The following is a 16098-nucleotide window of genomic DNA, read 5'->3' as shown; positions in this document are numbered from 1 at the left end:
GTGGCCGGAGTCTCCGGCCGGAGTCGCTCAGCTAGGCCGCAGCTTGACGCTTGCGCTTCCCGCGCTCGATTTCCTTGAGCAGGTCGCGCACGTAATGATCAAAGTCGAGCTGGATCGTGTGCCTGCGCGACGCATAGTAATGGCCGGTGTGATAGGCTTCATCAGCGTTGATGATGTCCTGCATATCAGTTGCTGAAGGCGGGGCATATTCTCCGGCAAGATAGGCTGCGACCAGCTTTGACTGCTGTTCGGCAAAGTTGACCAGCGTTGGCAGCGGCTGAGCAAGCCCCATGTAAAACAGGTCTGGCACATCAGGCTTCATGATCCGCTTGAACAGAGGAGGCGGACGATTGTCGCTGTCAGCCGTGAACTGAGGATCGTCAAAAAACGGGAATTTGATGTCATAGCCTGTGGCCCAGATGATCACATCCACCTGTTCGCGCGAGCCGTCGGTAAAGATTACCCCATCGCCGTCGAGCCGCTCGATCCCCGGTTTCATCGCAATGTCGCCAGAGCCCGCGCGCAGCAGGAACTCTCCTGAAACTGTCGCGTGGCTCTCAAACGGACCGATTTCGGGGTCGGGCAAGCCGTAGTCGCTCATCTTGCCGACCAGCTTCTTGATGAACCGTGTGCCTAGCCATTGGCGCACCGACTTCGGCATCCACGCAGGAGCCGGATTCTTGTCGAGCGGCTGACCGTTGTAATATTTGGGCAGTACCCACACACCGCGCCGCGCCGAGACAAACAGCCGCTCGGAAATTGGGCGCTGCGACAGCTCGCTGGCTATGTCCATCGCGGAATTGCCCATGCCGACCACCAGCACACGCTTACCAACACAATCAGCGGGTTCGAACGGGCTGCGATAGCTATGCGAATGAAACTGCTCGCCGTTAAATTCACCTGGATAGTCCGGAATTCGTGCAGCCCAATGGTGGCCGTTTGCAACCGCCAAGGCATCATACTGCCGTGTTTCACCGGTTGAGAGAGTAACGTCCCAGCCGCCACCTTCGCGCCGCTGCGCCTTCTCTAAGCGCGTGTTGAATGCAATGTGATCGCGCAAGCCGAAATGATCGACGTAATCGTGGAAGTACTTCAGCAGCTGCGCGTGATGCGGATAGTCCGGCCAGTCATCGGGCACCGGAAAATCTTCGAAGGCCAGCCGCCATTTCGACGTGTCGATGTGCAAGCTTTTGTAGCAAGCCGACATGCCGTTGGGATTGTCGTAATACCAGGTGCCGCCGATGTCGTCGGACGCCTCGAACACGTCGAAGGGTATGCCGTAATCCTTGAGCCGCTTGGCAGTGGTGAAACCGCTACAGCCTGCGCCGATTATGCAAACCTTGGGCAATCCGTTCATTCGAGCGCTCCGGCCAAGGTCTCATACCCAGCGGCGAAATCCTGTTTGAAGTCCTGCACCACTTGGCCAGCGGAGGTGACTTCGCGAACCAACCCCACGCCTTGCCCGACAAAGTAGGAACACAGCTCTTGCGCCTTGGTATTGCCGCTCACGGCTGCCTTGTCGATGGTGCGGAGCGCAGGCTCCGATAGCAGCATCATCAGCGGCATCGGCAGTGCGGGCAGGCCGGCCTCTTCCCACATGGCGTGCCAACCGCTGCGCAATTGCCGCGAGTATTTGCCGGTGCGATGCTTTGAACGGATCGTGTCGCGGCTGGTCGCCTGAACCATCTTCTCGCGGAACACTTCGTGCGTTTCTGCTTCTGACGTCGCCAGCCAAACACTGCCGCACCATGCACCCGCTGCGCCCATCGCCATCATGCCCGCCATCTGTTTGCCGTTCATGATGCCGCCAGCGGCGAGCACGGGGATATCTGCGCCCGCCTCTTCGATCGCTTGCAACACTTCTGGGATCAGCACGATCGTGCTGACTTCGCCGCAATGCCCGCCGCCTTCGCCTCCTTGAGCGACGATAATGTCAACGCCTGCCTCAATCTGCTTCATTGCGTGTTCCTTTGCGCCGACCAATGCCGCGACAGGAATGCCGTGCCTCTTGCCTGCCTCGATCATTTGCGGCGGCGCCGTTCCCAACGCATTGGCGATAAGCCGCACGGGGTGGTTGAAGCTGACTTCAAGCAATTCCTGCCCAAGCGAGGTATTGGGCTGTTGCGAACCGCCAAGCGGGTTTGCTCCGCTTTCATCCAGCCCGGCCTCACGCAGGATCTGGCGCGTGAAGTCGCGATACTGCTGTGGGATTGCTGCGACCACCTCGTCAGCTGTGACCGAGTGATCGACGGCCTGCACTTCAGGGATCAGGACATCTACGCCATACGGCTTGCCGTCGATATTGTCGTCGATCCACTTGAGTTCGGTTTCCAGCTGTTCAGGGGTAAAGCTGACCGCACCAAGCACGCCAAAGCCACCTGCGCGGCTGACGGCGGCAACCACATCACGGCAATGCGAAAAGGCAAACAGCGGGAATTCGCATCCCACCATATCTGTCATCCGGAACGGCATTCGTATCTCTCCCCTTTGCGATCATTTTTAGCTCTAGCGCCACGTGTCGCAAGCGTGACCTGATAGAATTGATCTCGATCAATGAAGGATTGCTGCATTGGCACCAGATTGCAGCATGAGAGGAGTGTATGCGATGAATGCGATGGAACGTATCGGGCCGGATGCCATCCCGCAGCATGTGGATGTGCTGATTGCGGGGGCGGGGATTTCAGGCATAGGTTCTGCCTATCATCTGCAAGAGCAATGTCCGGGGAAGACCTATGCGATCCTTGAGATGAAGGACACGTTTGGCGGCACGTGGGAAACGCACAAATATCCCGGCGTTCGCTCTGACAGCGACCTTTACACATTCGGTTATCGCTTCAAGCCGTGGATCGGCCCGCCTATCGCCAGCGCGGACGAGATTCTGAAATACATGGGCGAAGTGATCGAGGAGCACGGGATCGGCGATCACATCCTCTATGGCCACCGGATCACTCGCTGTTCGTTTTCGCGTGAGAACAACTTGTGGACCGTCGAAGCTGAGCGTTTGGCCGACGGCGCTTCACGCGCATTCACCTGCCATTTCCTCTGGATGTGTCAGGGCTATTACGATCACGAAACGCCTTACATCCCGGCTGAATGGAACGAGAGAGGCCTGTCAGATTTCAAGGGCGATTTCGTTCATGCCCAGCTGTGGAACCCGGATTATGATTATACGGGCAAACGGGTAATGGTGATCGGTTCTGGCGCAACGGCTGCGACAGTGGTGCCAGAATTTGCTGAGAAGGCGGCGCATGTCACAATGTTACAGCGCTCTCCCACTTACTTCTTTTGTAGTGAGAACAAGAACGAGCTGGCGGACCGGCTGCGCGAAGTGGGGATTGACGAGCCAACCATTCACCGCGTGGTTCGTGCGCAGATCATGCATGATCAGGATGTACTGACAAAGCGCTGTATCGAAGAGCCGGACGTCGTGGTGGAAGAATTGCGCGAGTTGATCCGCGCCTTTACTGGCAAGCCCGATTTCGAATTCGAACCGCATTTCACGCCGAAGTACCGCCCCTGGCAGCAACGCTTGGCGTTCTGCCCTGACGGCGATGTGTTCCGCGCTTCTGTAGACGGCAAGCTCACCGTCGTGACCGATACGATCGACTGCTTCACACACAACGGCGTGCGAACTGCCTCAGGCGAAGAGATTGAAGCCGATTTGATCGTCGCGGCCACGGGATTCCATCTCTCCGTCATGGGCAACATTCCCTTCTTCATCGACGGTGAGCAAGTGAACTGGAACGACACTGTGACCTATCGCGGGATGATGTTCACCGGCGTACCCAATATGGCGTGGGTATTCGGCTATTTCCGGGCCAGCTGGACCTTGCGGGTCGACATGCTGGGCGATTTCGTGTGCGGCCTGCTCAATCACATGGATGAGAAACATGCTGCACGGGTGGAAGTTGCTTTGCGGCCGGAGGATGAAGGGATGGAGCTCCATCCGTGGATCGAGTCTGATAATTTCAATCCCGGTTACCTTATGCGCGGGCTCGATAAACTCCCCAAGCGTGGCGACAAACCCGAGTGGAGGCACAATCAGGATTACTGGCGCGAGAAAGACGAGATACCCAATATCGATCTCGACAGTACGGAGTTTGTTTACACCGGCCTGCACAAGGAAACGGCGCAGGATGCGGACCTGGAACTAGCCGAATGACACGGAGCTGAGAGGGAGGTAGCTGGTAATGGATACAACGCTGGACTTGGTGGCCTGGAGTGCGACTTTGCTCGGGGCATTCGCGATTGCTGTAGCGATCGGCGCGCTGCGCCAGCCGGGCATCTGGGGCAAGATGGTCGATGAGATCGAAGCATCGCCAGCGTTGCAATTGCTGTGCGGTTTTGTGGAGCTTTTCATCGGTGCGGTGATCTACTTGTTGAGTCCATGGGACTCGACCGATCTGCTGTCGATGGTGATGAAGTCCATCGGCGGGCTGATGATGGCTGAAGCGCTGGTAGTGATGGCGATATCCGACCTTTACTTCCAGACTTGGCTGAAAAACCTTGCTGCAATGCGGCGCGGGTGGCCGATCATCACATTGCTTATCGGAATTGCCGTTGCCGCTGCCGGCATTTTGCGCTTCACGTGAGCTAGACCTGCCAGGGAAATCAGACTAGAACGAAATCCATCCCCGGGGAGCCAGCGAGTCTGCATTCGGACAATGGCTGAGAGGGGCGTGTCGCAGCGCCCGACCCGTTGAACCTGAACTGATTAACATCAGCGGAGGGAGTGGAGCGGTGCTTGCCAGAAATCCGCTCTCCCGCTGTTAGGAGAGACTTCGCATGGCCGACATCAACAGCCCCATCGAAATTGGCGTTACCACAGGGCCCATTCGCGGCAGCCGCAAGATCCACGTTGGCGCGCGCACCGGTTCCGGCATTCGCGTGGCGATGCGGGAGATCGACCTTGAGGGCGATGAGGCGCCGGTTCGGGTCTATGACACCTCCGGCCCCTACACAGATCCTGAAGCCAATATTGACATCAATGCGGGCCTGCCTGCGCTGCGCCGCGAATGGATCATGGCGCGCGGCGATGTCGAAGAATATGACGCACGCGAAGTGAAGCCGGAAGACAATGGCCAACTGGGGCCGGACCGCTCCGGCGGTGTGCCAGCCTTCCCCAATGTGGTGAAGCGGCCACTTCGCGCAAAGGCAGGCGCGAACGTCAGCCAGATGCACTATGCCCGACAAGGCATCATCACGCCTGAGATGGAATATGTCGCGGAGCGTGAGAATCTGGGCCGCGAAATGGCGAGGGAGCTGATCGCGAGCAACCGTGAAGGCGCGCAAAGCTGGGGCGCTTCGATCCCGGACCTCATCACGCCGGAATTTGTCCGCGATGAAGTCGCTCGCGGGCGTGCGATCATCCCCAACAACATCAACCACCCTGAAACCGAACCGATGGCGATCGGGCGCAACTTCCTGGTCAAGATCAACGCGAATATCGGCAATTCCGCCGTCGCTTCAGACGTTGCGAGCGAAGTCGACAAGATGGTCTGGTCAATCCGCTGGGGCGCGGACACGGTGATGGACCTTTCGACAGGCCGTAACATCCACGACACGCGCGAATGGATCCTGCGCAACAGCCCCGTCCCCATCGGCACCGTCCCGATCTATCAGGCGCTGGAGAAAGTCGGCGGCATCGCCGAGGAACTGACGTGGGAAATCTTCCGGGACACGCTGATCGAGCAGGCAGAGCAAGGCGTCGACTATTTCACCATCCACGCCGGGGTGCGCCTGCCCTACGTGCCGCTCGCCGCCAACCGCGTGACCGGCATCGTCAGCCGCGGCGGCTCGATCATGGCGAAATGGTGCCTCGCGCACCACAAAGAGAGCTTCCTCTACGAGCACTTCGACGAAATCACGGAGATCATGAAGGCCTATGACATCGCCTATTCGCTGGGCGACGGCTTGCGCCCCGGCTCAATCGCGGACGCCAATGACGAGGCGCAATTTGCAGAGCTCTACACACTGGGCGAGCTGACCCACCGCGCGTGGAAGGAAGACGTGCAGGTCATGATCGAAGGGCCGGGCCACGTGCCCATGCACAAGATCAAGGAGAATATGGACAAGCAGCTGGAGGTGTGCGGCGAAGCGCCCTTCTACACGCTTGGGCCATTGGTGACCGACATCGCGCCCGGGTATGACCACATCACCAGCGGCATCGGCGCTGCGCAGATCGGCTGGTACGGTACCGCGATGCTTTGCTACGTCACGCCGAAGGAACACCTTGGCCTGCCTGACCGGGACGATGTGAAGGTTGGCGTTGTGACGTATAAGCTCGCCGCGCACGCTGCGGACCTGGCAAAGGGGCATCCGGCGGCAAAGGTTCGCGACGATGCCCTGTCAAAAGCGCGGTTTGAATTCCGCTGGCGCGACCAGTTCAACCTGTCGCTCGATCCCGATACGGCGGAGGATTACCACGACCAGACGCTGCCCGCAGAGGGCGCGAAGACCGCGCATTTCTGTTCGATGTGCGGGCCGAAATTCTGCAGCATGAAGATCAGCCAGGAAGTGCGCGATTTTGCTGGCAAGCAGAATCAGGGCGCGGATAGCTTCTTGGAAAGCGGTCAGTCGGGCGCAGAGGCTGCAGAGGCGAGCAAGCAGGCTGCGCTGAAAGGCATGGCCGAGATGGCAGAGAAATATAAGGATATGGGCCAGAAACTGTATTTGCCGGAAGGCGAAGCCTGATGCGCCGGCTGGGGCTGGCGGCTCTGGCAGTCGGCTTTGCGGTCAGCGGCTGCTCGATCAAGCAGGAAGGGGAGGAAGTGAACGCGCAAAGCAGCAAGGGCGCGGTCTATCACGCGTCTGAATTGCCCTATCCTTTTTCCGATGCGGTTGAAGTGGATGGCGTGCTTTATCTCTCGAGCGATATCGGCGCGAATGATGCGGGTACCGGCGTGGTGCCGGGCGGTATCGAGGCCGAGACGCGACGCATTTTCCAGCGGATGGAAGCGCGGCTCGCCAAGCATGACCTGGTGTTTGACGATGTGTTTAAATGCACTGTGATGCTGGAGGACATGAGCGAATGGCCCGCCTTCAACGCGATCTACGCCGAGTATTTCAAGGAAGGCCGCTACCCTGCACGCTCGGCCTTCGGCACGAATGGCCTAGCGCTGGGCGCTAAGGTCGAACTGGAATGCTGGGCCGCTAAGGGGTGAGGAGTTAGCCCTCCGGAACCAGCTTCTCCACTCAACCCACCTTGCCATGATCTCCTAACCCTCTATCATCACCCGCGGGGCGCGCATGAAACGGGAGAGTGGGGACAATGACCAACCCGATGACACGCCGCGCCTTTGCGGCTGGCGCTTTGCTGACAGCAGCAGGCGCAACGAAACTGGCCGCGCAGGCACGGCCTGAATGGCTCAGCCGGCTGACTCCGCCGCAACAGCTCGGCCCATTCTATCCCGTCTCTCGCATGGGCGAGGCGGATGCTGACCTGACCCGGCTGGACGGGCATGATGCGCGCGCGGCGGGTGAAGTGATCGAAGTGTTCGGCCGCGTGCTTGACCGGATGGGCAACCCGATTTCCAATGCAAAGGTCGAGCTGTGGCAGTCAAATACGCACGGCCGCTATGCCCACGCCAATGATGGCAATAACGAAGCGCCGCTTGATCCGCATTTTCAGGGGTTCGCCGATCTGCGCACGGACCGCGACGGCGAATGGCGCATCACCACGGTCCGCCCAGGCCTATATGGCGGGCGGCCCCGGCACATCCACTTCGATGTTCAGGGTCTGCACACCCGGCTGATCACGCAGATGTATTTCCCTGAGGAAGAGGGGCGAAAGGAAAACGATCGCGGCATCACGCGGCTGGGCGATGGCGCGGCAAAGCTGATCGCGCACAAGACCGATCAGGCCGCCTATCACTGGGACATCGTGCTGGCTGACCCCTGATCGGGTCAGCTCTCAACCTGAGGTGAAACACCATGATCAAACTCACATATTGTCTGCACCGTTTGCCCTCGCTTAGCCGCGCGGAGTTTCAGGAATACTGGCGCGGCATGCATGCCCCGCTGGTTGCCGCCGCGCGAGAGGCGCTGGGCATCCGCCGCTATATCCAGCAGCATACAATCGACAGCCCCATCGGCGCGGCCAACAATGAAGGGCGTGGCATCCCTTACGGAGATGGCGAGGATTTTGACGGTGTGGCAGAGCTATGGTTCGATAGCGAAGAAGCCGTCGCCGCCGCCGTCGCCACGGAAGAGGGGCAGAAACATGCGCGCATCCTGTTCGAAGACGAAGCCAATTTCATCGACTTTGCGCGCAGCCGATCCTTCATCACTCAGGCGAACGAGGTGATTGCGAGCTAGCTCCAAAAGTTGCGCGCTGCGGTAATAATTAGGTATTTAGGTATTTCCCTGCTAATACGCACTCGCTTACGTCGGAATTTGCGACGGAACTTGAAATTTGCGATCCGCCGCTTGCCCCTTCGGGCCCCGGCGTTAACCGGACGACGACTTCCTTTCATCTGAACGATTGACGCACGACCTGCGTGGCATCCTGCCTCGCGGGCAACACTTACGTTCTTGAAAGGAACGCACACATGTCAAAGACTGGCACCGTAAAATTCTTCAACACCGACAAGGGCTATGGCTTTATCCAGCCTGACGATGGTTCAAATGACAGCTTCGTTCATATCTCTGCTGTACAGGCAGGCGGAATGACCACGCTCGATAAGGACCAGCGCCTTAACTACGACGTGGAAATGGGCCGCAATGGCAAGGAAAGCGCCGTAAACCTGTCGGCTGCCGACTGATTATTTGCGATCCGGTGCGGGGGCGGGCAACGCTCACCTCCGCGCAATCGCCCCCCCAACACACTTTCCAGATTGCCAAAGGAGGCATCCATGGCCCAGACATTTGAATTCTATCACGCACGTGCTGAGGAAGCTGCGGAAAGAGCTAGGGCAGCCGATCTTGAGAATGTGCGCGAGCGTGAACTACGCGCAGAGAAAACATGGCGCGGCTTGGCCGCGCAAGCCCAGAAGGTCGCGACTGATCGCGCCAAGGCTGAAAAAGAACGCGAAGAGCGGCGCGCTGCCGAGGCGCTGGAAAATTAATCGACTTTTCTAATCAGCCGCCGGGCTGTCCCGCCAAATCAGCAGCAGCAGTGCCATGATGATGAAGATCGCGCAACCGGAAAGCAGCCATGGATTGATATACCACTGCTCGCCCCATTCAAACTCGCCCGCGCTGATCCGCGCCCATCCTCTGAAATGCTGCATCGATCCCACGACCAGGCCGAACACGCCGAAGATCGCGGCGAGATAGCGGCTTAGCCAATGGCGGTACCATGGCAGCAGGATGATCAGGCCCAGCAGTCCGATCACGGTGCGCTGCGCGCGGCAGAACGGGCATTCATAGACCATTTGCGTTAGGTCTAGCGTCCAGGTTGCGGCGCAGACCAGCAGCGCTAATAGCCCCACGATCACGCGGTAACGCAGCAATGTGTCCGGCAAATTATTGATCATTGCACTTATTCCTCTCTGCATCTGAGCGCATTAGCCAGCGGGGCGTAAACGCGCAATCGAGTGACGTCTCTATCACCATGGATTCGAGTCCGATTCTGCTGGAAACTCTCGCGGAAATCCCCATCTTGAGAGGGAGAAAAGAGAAAACGAGAGGAGCATAGATCCATGCAGTTCCAGTTCAATTCCGACAGCAGTGTTATGGGCACGGAAAACGTCGCCGAACGGATTGAGGCGCAGCTTCGTCATCGTCTTGCGCGCTATGAGGAACGCCTCACTCGAATAGAAGTGCACGTGTCAGACGAGAATGCGCATAAGCATGGAGCTGATGACAAGACATGCACGATCGAAGCGCGTCCGCGCGGCGGCAAACCGCTGGGCGTCACCGCGCATGCGGCCAAAGTAGACGATGCGGCGCGCAAAGCGGGAAATATCCTGTTTGAGCGGCTGGACCGTCACTTTGGCAAGGAATCGCGCCACAAGCACGATCCACGCCCTGACAAAGTGATGTAAGGATCAGTCGAAGGTAAAGCCCGCTTCCTTCGCTTCTGCAATCAGCTCCGGCCCTGTCTTGCGGGTAGTCTCTTGCACGAAGGCATAATAATCGGGCTGCTCATCGACAAATATCTCTTCCGCCAGGACTCTGTCGCCCAGATCGTCAAACAAGCCCGCAAGGAAGGAATAGCTGCCCGTGGGTGTGAAACAGTAAAACAGATTGCTGCCGCATTTACTGCAGAAGCCGCGCTCCGCCCAGTTTGACGATTTGAAGCGGGTGATATGCTCCTCGCCCGTGAATTGCGGAGCGGTATCGCTCTGCACAGCCAGATAGGCGCTGCCGCACCAACGGCGGCACATCTCGCAATGACACGCCTCAAGATGCGGCTTTGCAGGAGTAGCGGTGACGGTGACTGCGCCACACAGGCAGTGGCCTGTGATCTGTTCGGGGGTGTCGGACATGGTGTGCGTTCCTTCCTGTTGGAAGGAAGCGTAGCCTATTGATCAAGCGTCGAAAAGTTCCATCTGCCGCGGCGCGACGCCAGCCTCCCGCATCGCCTTATGCATGATCTTTTTCACCCCGAAGAACCCGGCTTTGGCGTGGGGCCATGTGACGCGATCAAGTTCAGAAACAAGCTGAGTCAAGTGGCCTTGCTCGTCCAGTTGCATAAGCTCAGGCCAAAGTGCGTCGCGGGTCCAACCGGCGGTCAGATATGGCGTAACGACATGTTGAAGGCCCGTTTCCTTAAGGATGCCAGACAGCGAATTGCCTTCGTTCCATTCTTTGTGATTACAGCCAAACGCCTTGGCTGCATCCTTCCCGCCTTTGCGCGCCACATCGCGTGCGAAAGTTGCGGTCAACCCTCCGCAAGCCACCGGCGTCCGAGCCTCTGGCCGTGCGGCAGAAATCACAACCGATGGCGCTTCTGGCAAATGGAGCGGCACGTGGCTGGCCCCATGGTCATGCAGCAGCAGCGCGAAGGGGCGCTCGAGCGATTCAGCGGGGGCAGGCAGATTTAGCAGTTGGCGGGGGTGGTCCTCCAGTTCTTCCAAAGGCGATGCCTCGGTTGCCAGCCTCTCTGTTTGAAGTGGGCCATCGGGATGATCCTGCGTGTAGCGCTCGATATTGTCAGGTCGGGCGAGATAGATCTTGCCTTTGGTATGTAGCCCGCCAACCCAACGCCAGCTCAGCGTGTTGGATGCCGCGTCACCATCCAGCAGGTGCTGCAGAAAAAAGTCCGCGCCCAGCGCCCAATCCAGCTTCAAGGTGAAGATCCAGATACTCGCGAACCACATCCGCGCGTGATTGTGCAAATATCCGGTCGTCGCCAGTTCCCGCGCCCAGTGATCGAAAGCGGCAATGCCGGTGCTTCCGGTGACTGCCTTATCGTATGCGGCGCGAAGACCTTTGTTGGTTTCCAACTCGGCGAAAGAAAGATCGCGCTGTTTGCAATATGCCTTCCAGATGCTGAGCCGCTGTTCCAGATAGCCCTTGAAGTAGATGCGCCAGAATACCTCAGCGATGAATTTGTCTGCCGCCTCTGGGCCGTGATGGCCCAGTGCAGATTCGAGGACTTCGGCTTCGCTCACGACACCTGCATGTAGGCATGGTGAGAGCTGCGATACGTTGTTTCGCGTCAGACCTTCGTCATGATTGCGTCTATTGGAGTAGCGGCGCCCCATTTGCGGCGCGAATTGCGCCAGACGAGCGAGCGCAGCGTTTCGATCAGCGGGCCATTCCATTGCGGGTTCAACGGGTGTGCCGCGGGCGAGTTCCAAATTACCGATTGGCTGTTTTCAAACTGAATGCAGGAGGTGACAGGGGGCAACCCCGCGGTTATCAAGTAGATTGGTCGGAAGGGGGAATTGATCAATGATAGGCAAAGAGTTTGCCAAGCGATTGGCATTGTCTGCCGCAGTATCACTCGGTTTGTATGCCTGCTTTGGGGGTGCAGAAGACGCGCCCGGCGATGTAGAAACATTTGATGGCATTGCAGATGGTGAAACCATCAATGCTTTGGGTAATGAGCCGTTCTGGAGCGCAAAGATTGAAACTGAAAAACTGACCTATACAACGCCTGAGAATATGGCGGGAGATGTAGTCGCGGTGAAGCGCTTCGCAGGCAATGGCGGGCTTGGAATCTCCGGCGAGTTGGCAGGAGCGCCACTTCACATGGCTGTCACGCCTGGTGAATGTTCAGACACAATGAGCGACCGCAGCTATCCGTTCACTGTGACGCTGACGTTGGGAGAAACTCAGCTCAACGGCTGTGCCTACACCGAAAGCCAGCCATACTCGGGTGAGGAAACGGAAGGATAAACATGTCAGGTAATAATGATGCAGGGCGCGGTTGGGTTTGGTTCTTCTGGTTGGCCGCCATCTTTAACTTTGCGATTGGCGCCGCGGCGATGCTTGGGCCTACCCCGACTGTGGACACGCGCCTTGTTGCAGTCTTGGTCTTCGCCTTCGGGATTATCTACGCGGTCACAGCGCGCGATCCCAACCGCTATGCCAGTGTTTTATGGGCCGGTGTATTCGGCAAGGTTGCTGTTGTCGCACTGATGGTCGCGGCCGGGCTAGATGATGAGAGTTACGGCACAACCGCCATTGTGCTCGCGCTGGATCTACTGTTCGCCTTCGGCTTCTTGATATTTCTGCTGACCCGCAGCGAAGTCGAGGATGCAGCCAGCGCCTCGATCACACAGGAATAGGGAGAATCGCCATGGGTCTGACCGGTGGGTGTCTGTGCGGAAATATACGCTATGAATTGACAACAGATCCACTGATGTGCGTGACCTGTCATTGCAAGAATTGCCAGCGTCAGGCTGGCAGCGCCTTATCGATTATTGTGGGTGTTCCGGAAGGCTCCGTAACCGTCGAAGGCGAGGTCAAGACATACAATGACAAAGGTGACAGCGGCGCAACGGTGCGGCGTCAGTTTTGTGGCGATTGCGGATCACCAGTCTTCACACTTGTAGAACACCCGCCGGGCGTGATGTTCATCAAGGCGGGCACGCTGGATGATACAAGCAGCCTGAAGCCGGCTTTCCATTGTTATACCAAAAGCAAACAGGATTGGGTCGAACTGGGAGATATTCCGGGCTTCGAAACAGTCCCAGACGCGCTTTAGTTGTCGACGCCGGCCCGATCCAATTCTGCTTTGAGGCCACCAGATAGCCACAACCAACACATGCGGAAATCCGCGATCAGCGACCAAAGCGGATAGGTGAATGTGGCAGGGCGATTTTTCTCAATCGTGAAATGCGCAAGCCAGGCGAAGAAATAGCCTGCGACCGGTAAGGCGAAAAGCAGCGCCCAATGCCCCATCAGCACGGCATATCCTGCGATCGCGACGACCAGCGATGTACCGATATAGTGCAGGGCCCGGGTCGCAGGTTTGCTGTGCTCCCGAAGATAGAATGGCCAGAATTCTGCGAACGTGGTGTAAGCTAGGTTCATATTCTAAAACAGTCCCGGAATTTGATATTGTGCGGCGTTTGGTCGATCGGGCTGCAGCAGCTGCTGCCCACCCGCGCTTTGCGCTGTCCGCAATTCACCGCCTGAAATCGCAGTACAACTGCGCCCGGCCAGGAAATCCAGCGCAGTCGCGATCGATGCTTCAGACGGGTCACCCAGCTGAGTGAAAATGTCATCATTGGCGCGACAGGTATTGGGGACAACACCAGCCAGTCCGCTGAAATACTCGCCTTCGTCATTGGCATTAACAGTCTTGAAAGTGACTGCACGAAGCCGGTCATCGCAAACATCGCGATCGAAGCCGAACTGACCCACAGGCTTGCCGAAAGTGTTGGTTCCGATAAGCGCTACATTGTTGCCCAGATAGGGTAACATAGAGTTGATCACCAACTCGCTGGCCGAAGCTGTGCCGCCACGACCAATGAAAGCAATCTTGGTTGGAGCGATGGATTGAGCGGCGCTGGCGATATTGGTGGTTTCATTCTCGCTTGATTTGGAATCGCGCAGGATGGTCTTTGACCATATCTGGCCAACGTTACCGCCGCCCATCAAGTCACCCATCAGGTCCGCGATACGCACCAGACCGCCGCCATTGTAGCGAAAGTCAATGATAAGCTCGGTCACCCCCTGATCTTTGAATGTCTGGAAGGCATCACGCAGATCCTGATCGGCTGCGCCAACAATGAATGTGCGCAGATTGAGATAGCCGACTAACTTGCCCCCATCATTGATGATACGAACGCCATAACGATCTGATACCGGGTCCAGCGCATAGTCGGCCTTTACGATACTTTCAGCGCCGCTCACGCCGGTCGCAGTCCGGAAACCAATGTAGCGAGTGACGCCGGGATCCGACGGACCAAGCGCATCAATAACAGCGCCGGGGCCGCCAGATGCCATCAATGAAGACACGCTTTGCGTATTTGTGCTGCTGGTCCCGATTTCAAGCAATTCGGTCCCGCGATCGAGCCCTGCAGCCAGGCCTGGCGCTCCTTCATAGGCTTCGATCACAAACACGCGGTTGTTGACTGTGTCATAGCCCAAGCGGACGCCAAAGCCCGCGCTGGAGCCGGAATTGATCAGTGCATTTTCTTCTTCAATCGAAGTAATGAATGTGAAACCGCGGTCCTTGTCCTCGGCACGGGCGGGGGCGACCAGTGCATCGAGATAGTCCTGAACGGTGGCGAAGCTGTTTGGATTGACTGACGTGTCGATAAGGTCAGGGAAAAGGTACCATTCGTTCAGCACCGCCAACGACCAATCCTGACGATCACGCACCGAGCATTGCGCAGGAGTTGGCGTTCCACCGCCTCCACCCCCGCCCGCAATTGGGCCCGGGCCACTATCACCGCCGCCTCCACCACAAGCGGCCAAGGCCAATGCCAGTGCTGTAGTCAGGGTTACGCGACCAATACCCATATCCAGTCCTCTCGATATCTTGCTGCAAACAGGCGACCGATCATAGAAAGCCGCGCCTGTTGAGGGGGTGAACAAACAGAATGACGGCTGTGTTCACCAAGGGCAATCCCTAAGTTCTGCAAAGCGCGGCGTAATGAAATTCTCGTCTCGGGATGGAAAATCCCGTGTCAAACCCGAATTACCCACAGATTACGGGGCAAAATAGGCCCATTTTCGCGCCTCCCGCCTCGTCATGCCCTCGTGAAGGGCCTAGTTTTGCTGACAACATTCTAAAGAGGGAAGTTCGATTTCGTGTCTGAAGTGCCTGCCTGGTTGAATTCTGCGTTGCCTCCTGCCGCCCGCCATGCGGGGCTCGCGATTGCGAAGCTTGGCAGCGAACGCAATTTCGGGCGCGGCGGGTTCAAGTTGACGAGCCCGGCTTTTGAGGCAGGCGCGGAACTCGACCCGTGCTTCACTGCCGACGAAGAGGATGCGGTCGCACCTCCGCTTGAATGGTCCGCACCGCCGCCGGGGGCGATGGAGATGGTTGCGATTGTCGAAGACGCGTCAACCGATGGTGCTGAACCGCGTTGCCACTGGCTGGTTTGGGGCCTTGCTGCACAAAAAGGCATGCTGCTTGAAGGTGAAGTGCCCCCACGCACCGGCAAGAACTCGCTTGGCAATTCAGAATGGCTTTTGCCCGATCTTCCAGACGGCGAAACCCATCATTTCGTATTCCAGTTGTTTGCGCTCGAACTGCCGCTGACCCTGATGCCAGGGGCTTCGCGGGAGGACCTGCTCGCAGCAATGGATGGGCAAGTCGTCGCCAGCTCTGCGCTGGTTGCCCAATATACCCGGTCGCAGGAGGACGAGGAGGACTGGGATGATGACGAATTCGAATTGTAACGGCCATCTTATGGAAAGGAATTAATTATGGCTGGAAACGCGCTTCAAAAGCCCGTCACATTGTCGGCTGATCTTGAGAGCGTCATTGGCAAAGGTCCGATGACCCGCGCTCAAGTAACTTCGAAAGTGTGGGAGTATATCAAGGCAAATGGCCTTCAGGACAGCAAGGACAAGCGTCAGATCAATCCTGATGCGAAGCTTGGCGCTGTGATCGGCAATGCCCAGATCTCTATGTTCAAGATGACAGCAGCGGTTTCGAAGCACCTCAGCTAAGAAACTGGAAACGGATAAGGCGGCGCGGCCCGGATTGGGTGGCGCCGCCTTTTTCGTGCCTGACCAAAATCTGAT

The 16098-nt window shown here is 57.8% G+C and carries 21 protein-coding genes and 1 riboswitch; of the genes, 14 read left to right on the top strand and 7 right to left on the bottom strand.

Annotated elements, in window-relative coordinates:
• Positions 1-31 precede the first annotated feature (31 nt).
• Both A6F69_RS00580 and A6F69_RS00575 read right to left on the bottom strand, forming a co-directional pair.
• Entirely contained in the window at positions 32-1357 is a 1326-nt protein-coding gene (locus A6F69_RS00580; protein WP_067596476.1) for a flavin-containing monooxygenase, read from the bottom strand.
• Entirely contained in the window at positions 1354-2472 is a 1119-nt protein-coding gene (locus A6F69_RS00575) for an NAD(P)H-dependent flavin oxidoreductase (protein ID WP_067596475.1), read from the bottom strand. Before A6F69_RS00575 ends, A6F69_RS00580 begins: the two co-directional genes overlap by 4 nt.
• A 133-nt stretch (positions 2473-2605) precedes the next feature.
• On the opposite strand from A6F69_RS00575, the gene A6F69_RS00570 reads away from it, so the two are divergent.
• The 8 genes from A6F69_RS00570 (at position 2606) to A6F69_RS00535 (ending at position 9065) form a co-directional block, all read left to right on the top strand.
• Positions 2606-4162: a flavin-containing monooxygenase gene (locus A6F69_RS00570; protein ID WP_144573558.1), complete on the top strand. Its 1557-nt coding sequence runs from the start codon at positions 2606-2608 to the stop codon at positions 4160-4162.
• Between the two features lie 28 nt (positions 4163-4190).
• A complete protein-coding gene (locus A6F69_RS00565; protein ID WP_067596474.1) occupies positions 4191-4592 on the top strand; it encodes a hypothetical protein in 402 nt (133 codons plus the stop codon).
• A 33-nt stretch (positions 4593-4625) separates the two neighbouring features.
• Positions 4626-4750: riboswitch (TPP riboswitch) on the top strand.
• 35 nt (positions 4751-4785) lie between these two features.
• Positions 4786-6693, top strand: coding sequence for a phosphomethylpyrimidine synthase ThiC (gene thiC / locus A6F69_RS00560; RefSeq protein ID WP_067596473.1), 1908 nt, complete (start codon positions 4786-4788; stop codon positions 6691-6693).
• The gene (locus A6F69_RS00555; protein WP_067596472.1) at positions 6693-7163 is read left to right on the top strand and encodes a RidA family protein; all 471 of its coding nucleotides are present in this window, start codon (positions 6693-6695) and stop codon (positions 7161-7163) included. Before thiC ends, A6F69_RS00555 begins: the two co-directional genes overlap by 1 nt.
• 107 nt (positions 7164-7270) lie before the next feature.
• Positions 7271-7900 (top strand): dioxygenase family protein, encoded by a 630-nt coding sequence (locus A6F69_RS00550; RefSeq protein WP_067596471.1) that lies wholly within the window; start codon positions 7271-7273, stop codon positions 7898-7900.
• 32 nt (positions 7901-7932) lie between these two features.
• Complete coding sequence (locus tag A6F69_RS00545) at positions 7933-8316, top strand: EthD domain-containing protein (RefSeq protein WP_067596470.1); 384 nt, start codon at positions 7933-7935, stop codon at positions 8314-8316.
• 233 nt (positions 8317-8549) lie between these two features.
• Complete coding sequence (locus A6F69_RS00540; RefSeq protein ID WP_067596469.1) at positions 8550-8762, top strand: cold-shock protein; 213 nt, start codon at positions 8550-8552, stop codon at positions 8760-8762.
• Positions 8763-8852: 90 nt separating this feature from the next.
• Positions 8853-9065 carry a hypothetical protein gene (locus A6F69_RS00535; protein ID WP_067596468.1) on the top strand — a complete coding sequence of 71 codons (213 nt, stop codon included), beginning with the start codon at positions 8853-8855 and terminating at the stop codon, positions 9063-9065.
• 9 nt (positions 9066-9074) lie between these two features.
• On the opposite strand, the gene A6F69_RS00530 is transcribed toward A6F69_RS00535, so the two are convergent.
• A complete protein-coding gene (locus A6F69_RS00530) occupies positions 9075-9476 on the bottom strand; it encodes a hypothetical protein (RefSeq protein ID WP_067596467.1) in 402 nt (133 codons plus the stop codon).
• A gap of 165 nt (positions 9477-9641) precedes the next feature.
• Between A6F69_RS00530 and A6F69_RS00525 the strand changes: the two genes are divergently transcribed.
• A complete protein-coding gene (locus A6F69_RS00525) occupies positions 9642-9986 on the top strand; it encodes an HPF/RaiA family ribosome-associated protein (protein WP_067596466.1) in 345 nt (114 codons plus the stop codon).
• A 3-nt stretch (positions 9987-9989) separates the two neighbouring features.
• On the opposite strand, the gene A6F69_RS00520 is transcribed toward A6F69_RS00525, so the two are convergent.
• Both A6F69_RS00520 and A6F69_RS00515 read right to left on the bottom strand, forming a co-directional pair.
• Positions 9990-10430: a GFA family protein gene (locus tag A6F69_RS00520; RefSeq protein WP_067596465.1), complete on the bottom strand. Its 441-nt coding sequence runs from the start codon at positions 10428-10430 to the stop codon at positions 9990-9992.
• Positions 10431-10472: 42 nt separating this feature from the next.
• Positions 10473-11711, bottom strand: coding sequence for an FAD-binding domain-containing protein (locus A6F69_RS00515; RefSeq protein WP_067596464.1), 1239 nt, complete (start codon positions 11709-11711; stop codon positions 10473-10475).
• 130 nt (positions 11712-11841) lie between these two features.
• Between A6F69_RS00515 and A6F69_RS00510 the strand changes: the two genes are divergently transcribed.
• From A6F69_RS00510 to A6F69_RS00500, 3 genes are read left to right on the top strand one after another with little or no spacing between them, the layout of a single operon-like run.
• Positions 11842-12288, top strand: coding sequence for a COG3650 family protein (locus A6F69_RS00510; RefSeq protein WP_067596463.1), 447 nt, complete (start codon positions 11842-11844; stop codon positions 12286-12288).
• Between the two features lie 2 nt (positions 12289-12290).
• Complete coding sequence (locus tag A6F69_RS00505) at positions 12291-12680, top strand: hypothetical protein (RefSeq protein ID WP_067596462.1); 390 nt, start codon at positions 12291-12293, stop codon at positions 12678-12680.
• An 11-nt stretch (positions 12681-12691) separates the two neighbouring features.
• Entirely contained in the window at positions 12692-13099 is a 408-nt protein-coding gene (locus A6F69_RS00500; RefSeq protein WP_067596461.1) for a GFA family protein, read from the top strand.
• Here A6F69_RS00500 and A6F69_RS00495 read toward each other — a convergent pair.
• Both A6F69_RS00495 and A6F69_RS00490 read right to left on the bottom strand, forming a co-directional pair.
• The gene (locus tag A6F69_RS00495) at positions 13096-13428 is read right to left on the bottom strand and encodes an Mpo1-like protein (protein ID WP_067596460.1); all 333 of its coding nucleotides are present in this window, start codon (positions 13426-13428) and stop codon (positions 13096-13098) included. The two genes, A6F69_RS00500 and A6F69_RS00495, sit on opposite strands and share 4 nt — an antisense overlap.
• Positions 13429-13431: 3 nt before the next feature.
• On the bottom strand, positions 13432-14865 hold the full coding sequence (locus tag A6F69_RS00490; RefSeq protein WP_067596459.1) for a S41 family peptidase: 1434 nt from the start codon (positions 14863-14865) through the stop codon (positions 13432-13434).
• 291 nt (positions 14866-15156) lie between these two features.
• On the opposite strand from A6F69_RS00490, the gene A6F69_RS00485 reads away from it, so the two are divergent.
• A complete protein-coding gene (locus tag A6F69_RS00485) occupies positions 15157-15750 on the top strand; it encodes a YbhB/YbcL family Raf kinase inhibitor-like protein (RefSeq protein WP_067596458.1) in 594 nt (197 codons plus the stop codon).
• 27 nt (positions 15751-15777) lie between these two features.
• On the top strand, positions 15778-16023 hold the full coding sequence (locus A6F69_RS00480; protein ID WP_067596457.1) for an SWIB/MDM2 domain-containing protein: 246 nt from the start codon (positions 15778-15780) through the stop codon (positions 16021-16023).
• Positions 16024-16098 lie beyond the last annotated feature (75 nt).

This window comes from Altererythrobacter ishigakiensis (genome assembly GCF_001663155.1).
In the GTDB taxonomy this organism is placed as follows: Bacteria; Pseudomonadota; Alphaproteobacteria; order Sphingomonadales; family Sphingomonadaceae; genus Erythrobacter; species Erythrobacter ishigakiensis.
Note: the sequence above shows the minus strand (reverse complement) of the source record. Positions and strands in the feature narration are given on the sequence as shown.

Coding starts and splice junctions, on each gene's coding strand:
- A6F69_RS00580 (WP_067596476.1), bottom strand. CDS start 1,357: ATGAACGGATTGCCCAAGGTTTGCATAATCGGCGCAGGCTGTAGCGGT.
- A6F69_RS00575 (WP_067596475.1), bottom strand. CDS start 2,472: ATGCCGTTCCGGATGACAGATATGGTGGGATGCGAATTCCCGCTGTTT.
- A6F69_RS00570 (WP_144573558.1), top strand. CDS start 2,606: ATGAATGCGATGGAACGTATCGGGCCGGATGCCATCCCGCAGCATGTG.
- A6F69_RS00565 (WP_067596474.1), top strand. CDS start 4,191: ATGGATACAACGCTGGACTTGGTGGCCTGGAGTGCGACTTTGCTCGGG.
- thiC (WP_067596473.1), top strand. CDS start 4,786: ATGGCCGACATCAACAGCCCCATCGAAATTGGCGTTACCACAGGGCCC.
- A6F69_RS00555 (WP_067596472.1), top strand. CDS start 6,693: ATGCGCCGGCTGGGGCTGGCGGCTCTGGCAGTCGGCTTTGCGGTCAGC.
- A6F69_RS00550 (WP_067596471.1), top strand. CDS start 7,271: ATGACCAACCCGATGACACGCCGCGCCTTTGCGGCTGGCGCTTTGCTG.
- A6F69_RS00545 (WP_067596470.1), top strand. CDS start 7,933: ATGATCAAACTCACATATTGTCTGCACCGTTTGCCCTCGCTTAGCCGC.
- A6F69_RS00540 (WP_067596469.1), top strand. CDS start 8,550: ATGTCAAAGACTGGCACCGTAAAATTCTTCAACACCGACAAGGGCTAT.
- A6F69_RS00535 (WP_067596468.1), top strand. CDS start 8,853: ATGGCCCAGACATTTGAATTCTATCACGCACGTGCTGAGGAAGCTGCG.
- A6F69_RS00530 (WP_067596467.1), bottom strand. CDS start 9,476: ATGATCAATAATTTGCCGGACACATTGCTGCGTTACCGCGTGATCGTG.
- A6F69_RS00525 (WP_067596466.1), top strand. CDS start 9,642: ATGCAGTTCCAGTTCAATTCCGACAGCAGTGTTATGGGCACGGAAAAC.
- A6F69_RS00520 (WP_067596465.1), bottom strand. CDS start 10,430: ATGTCCGACACCCCCGAACAGATCACAGGCCACTGCCTGTGTGGCGCA.
- A6F69_RS00515 (WP_067596464.1), bottom strand. CDS start 11,711: ATGGAATGGCCCGCTGATCGAAACGCTGCGCTCGCTCGTCTGGCGCAA.
- A6F69_RS00510 (WP_067596463.1), top strand. CDS start 11,842: ATGATAGGCAAAGAGTTTGCCAAGCGATTGGCATTGTCTGCCGCAGTA.
- A6F69_RS00505 (WP_067596462.1), top strand. CDS start 12,291: ATGTCAGGTAATAATGATGCAGGGCGCGGTTGGGTTTGGTTCTTCTGG.
- A6F69_RS00500 (WP_067596461.1), top strand. CDS start 12,692: ATGGGTCTGACCGGTGGGTGTCTGTGCGGAAATATACGCTATGAATTG.
- A6F69_RS00495 (WP_067596460.1), bottom strand. CDS start 13,428: ATGAACCTAGCTTACACCACGTTCGCAGAATTCTGGCCATTCTATCTT.
- A6F69_RS00490 (WP_067596459.1), bottom strand. CDS start 14,865: ATGGGTATTGGTCGCGTAACCCTGACTACAGCACTGGCATTGGCCTTG.
- A6F69_RS00480 (WP_067596457.1), top strand. CDS start 15,778: ATGGCTGGAAACGCGCTTCAAAAGCCCGTCACATTGTCGGCTGATCTT.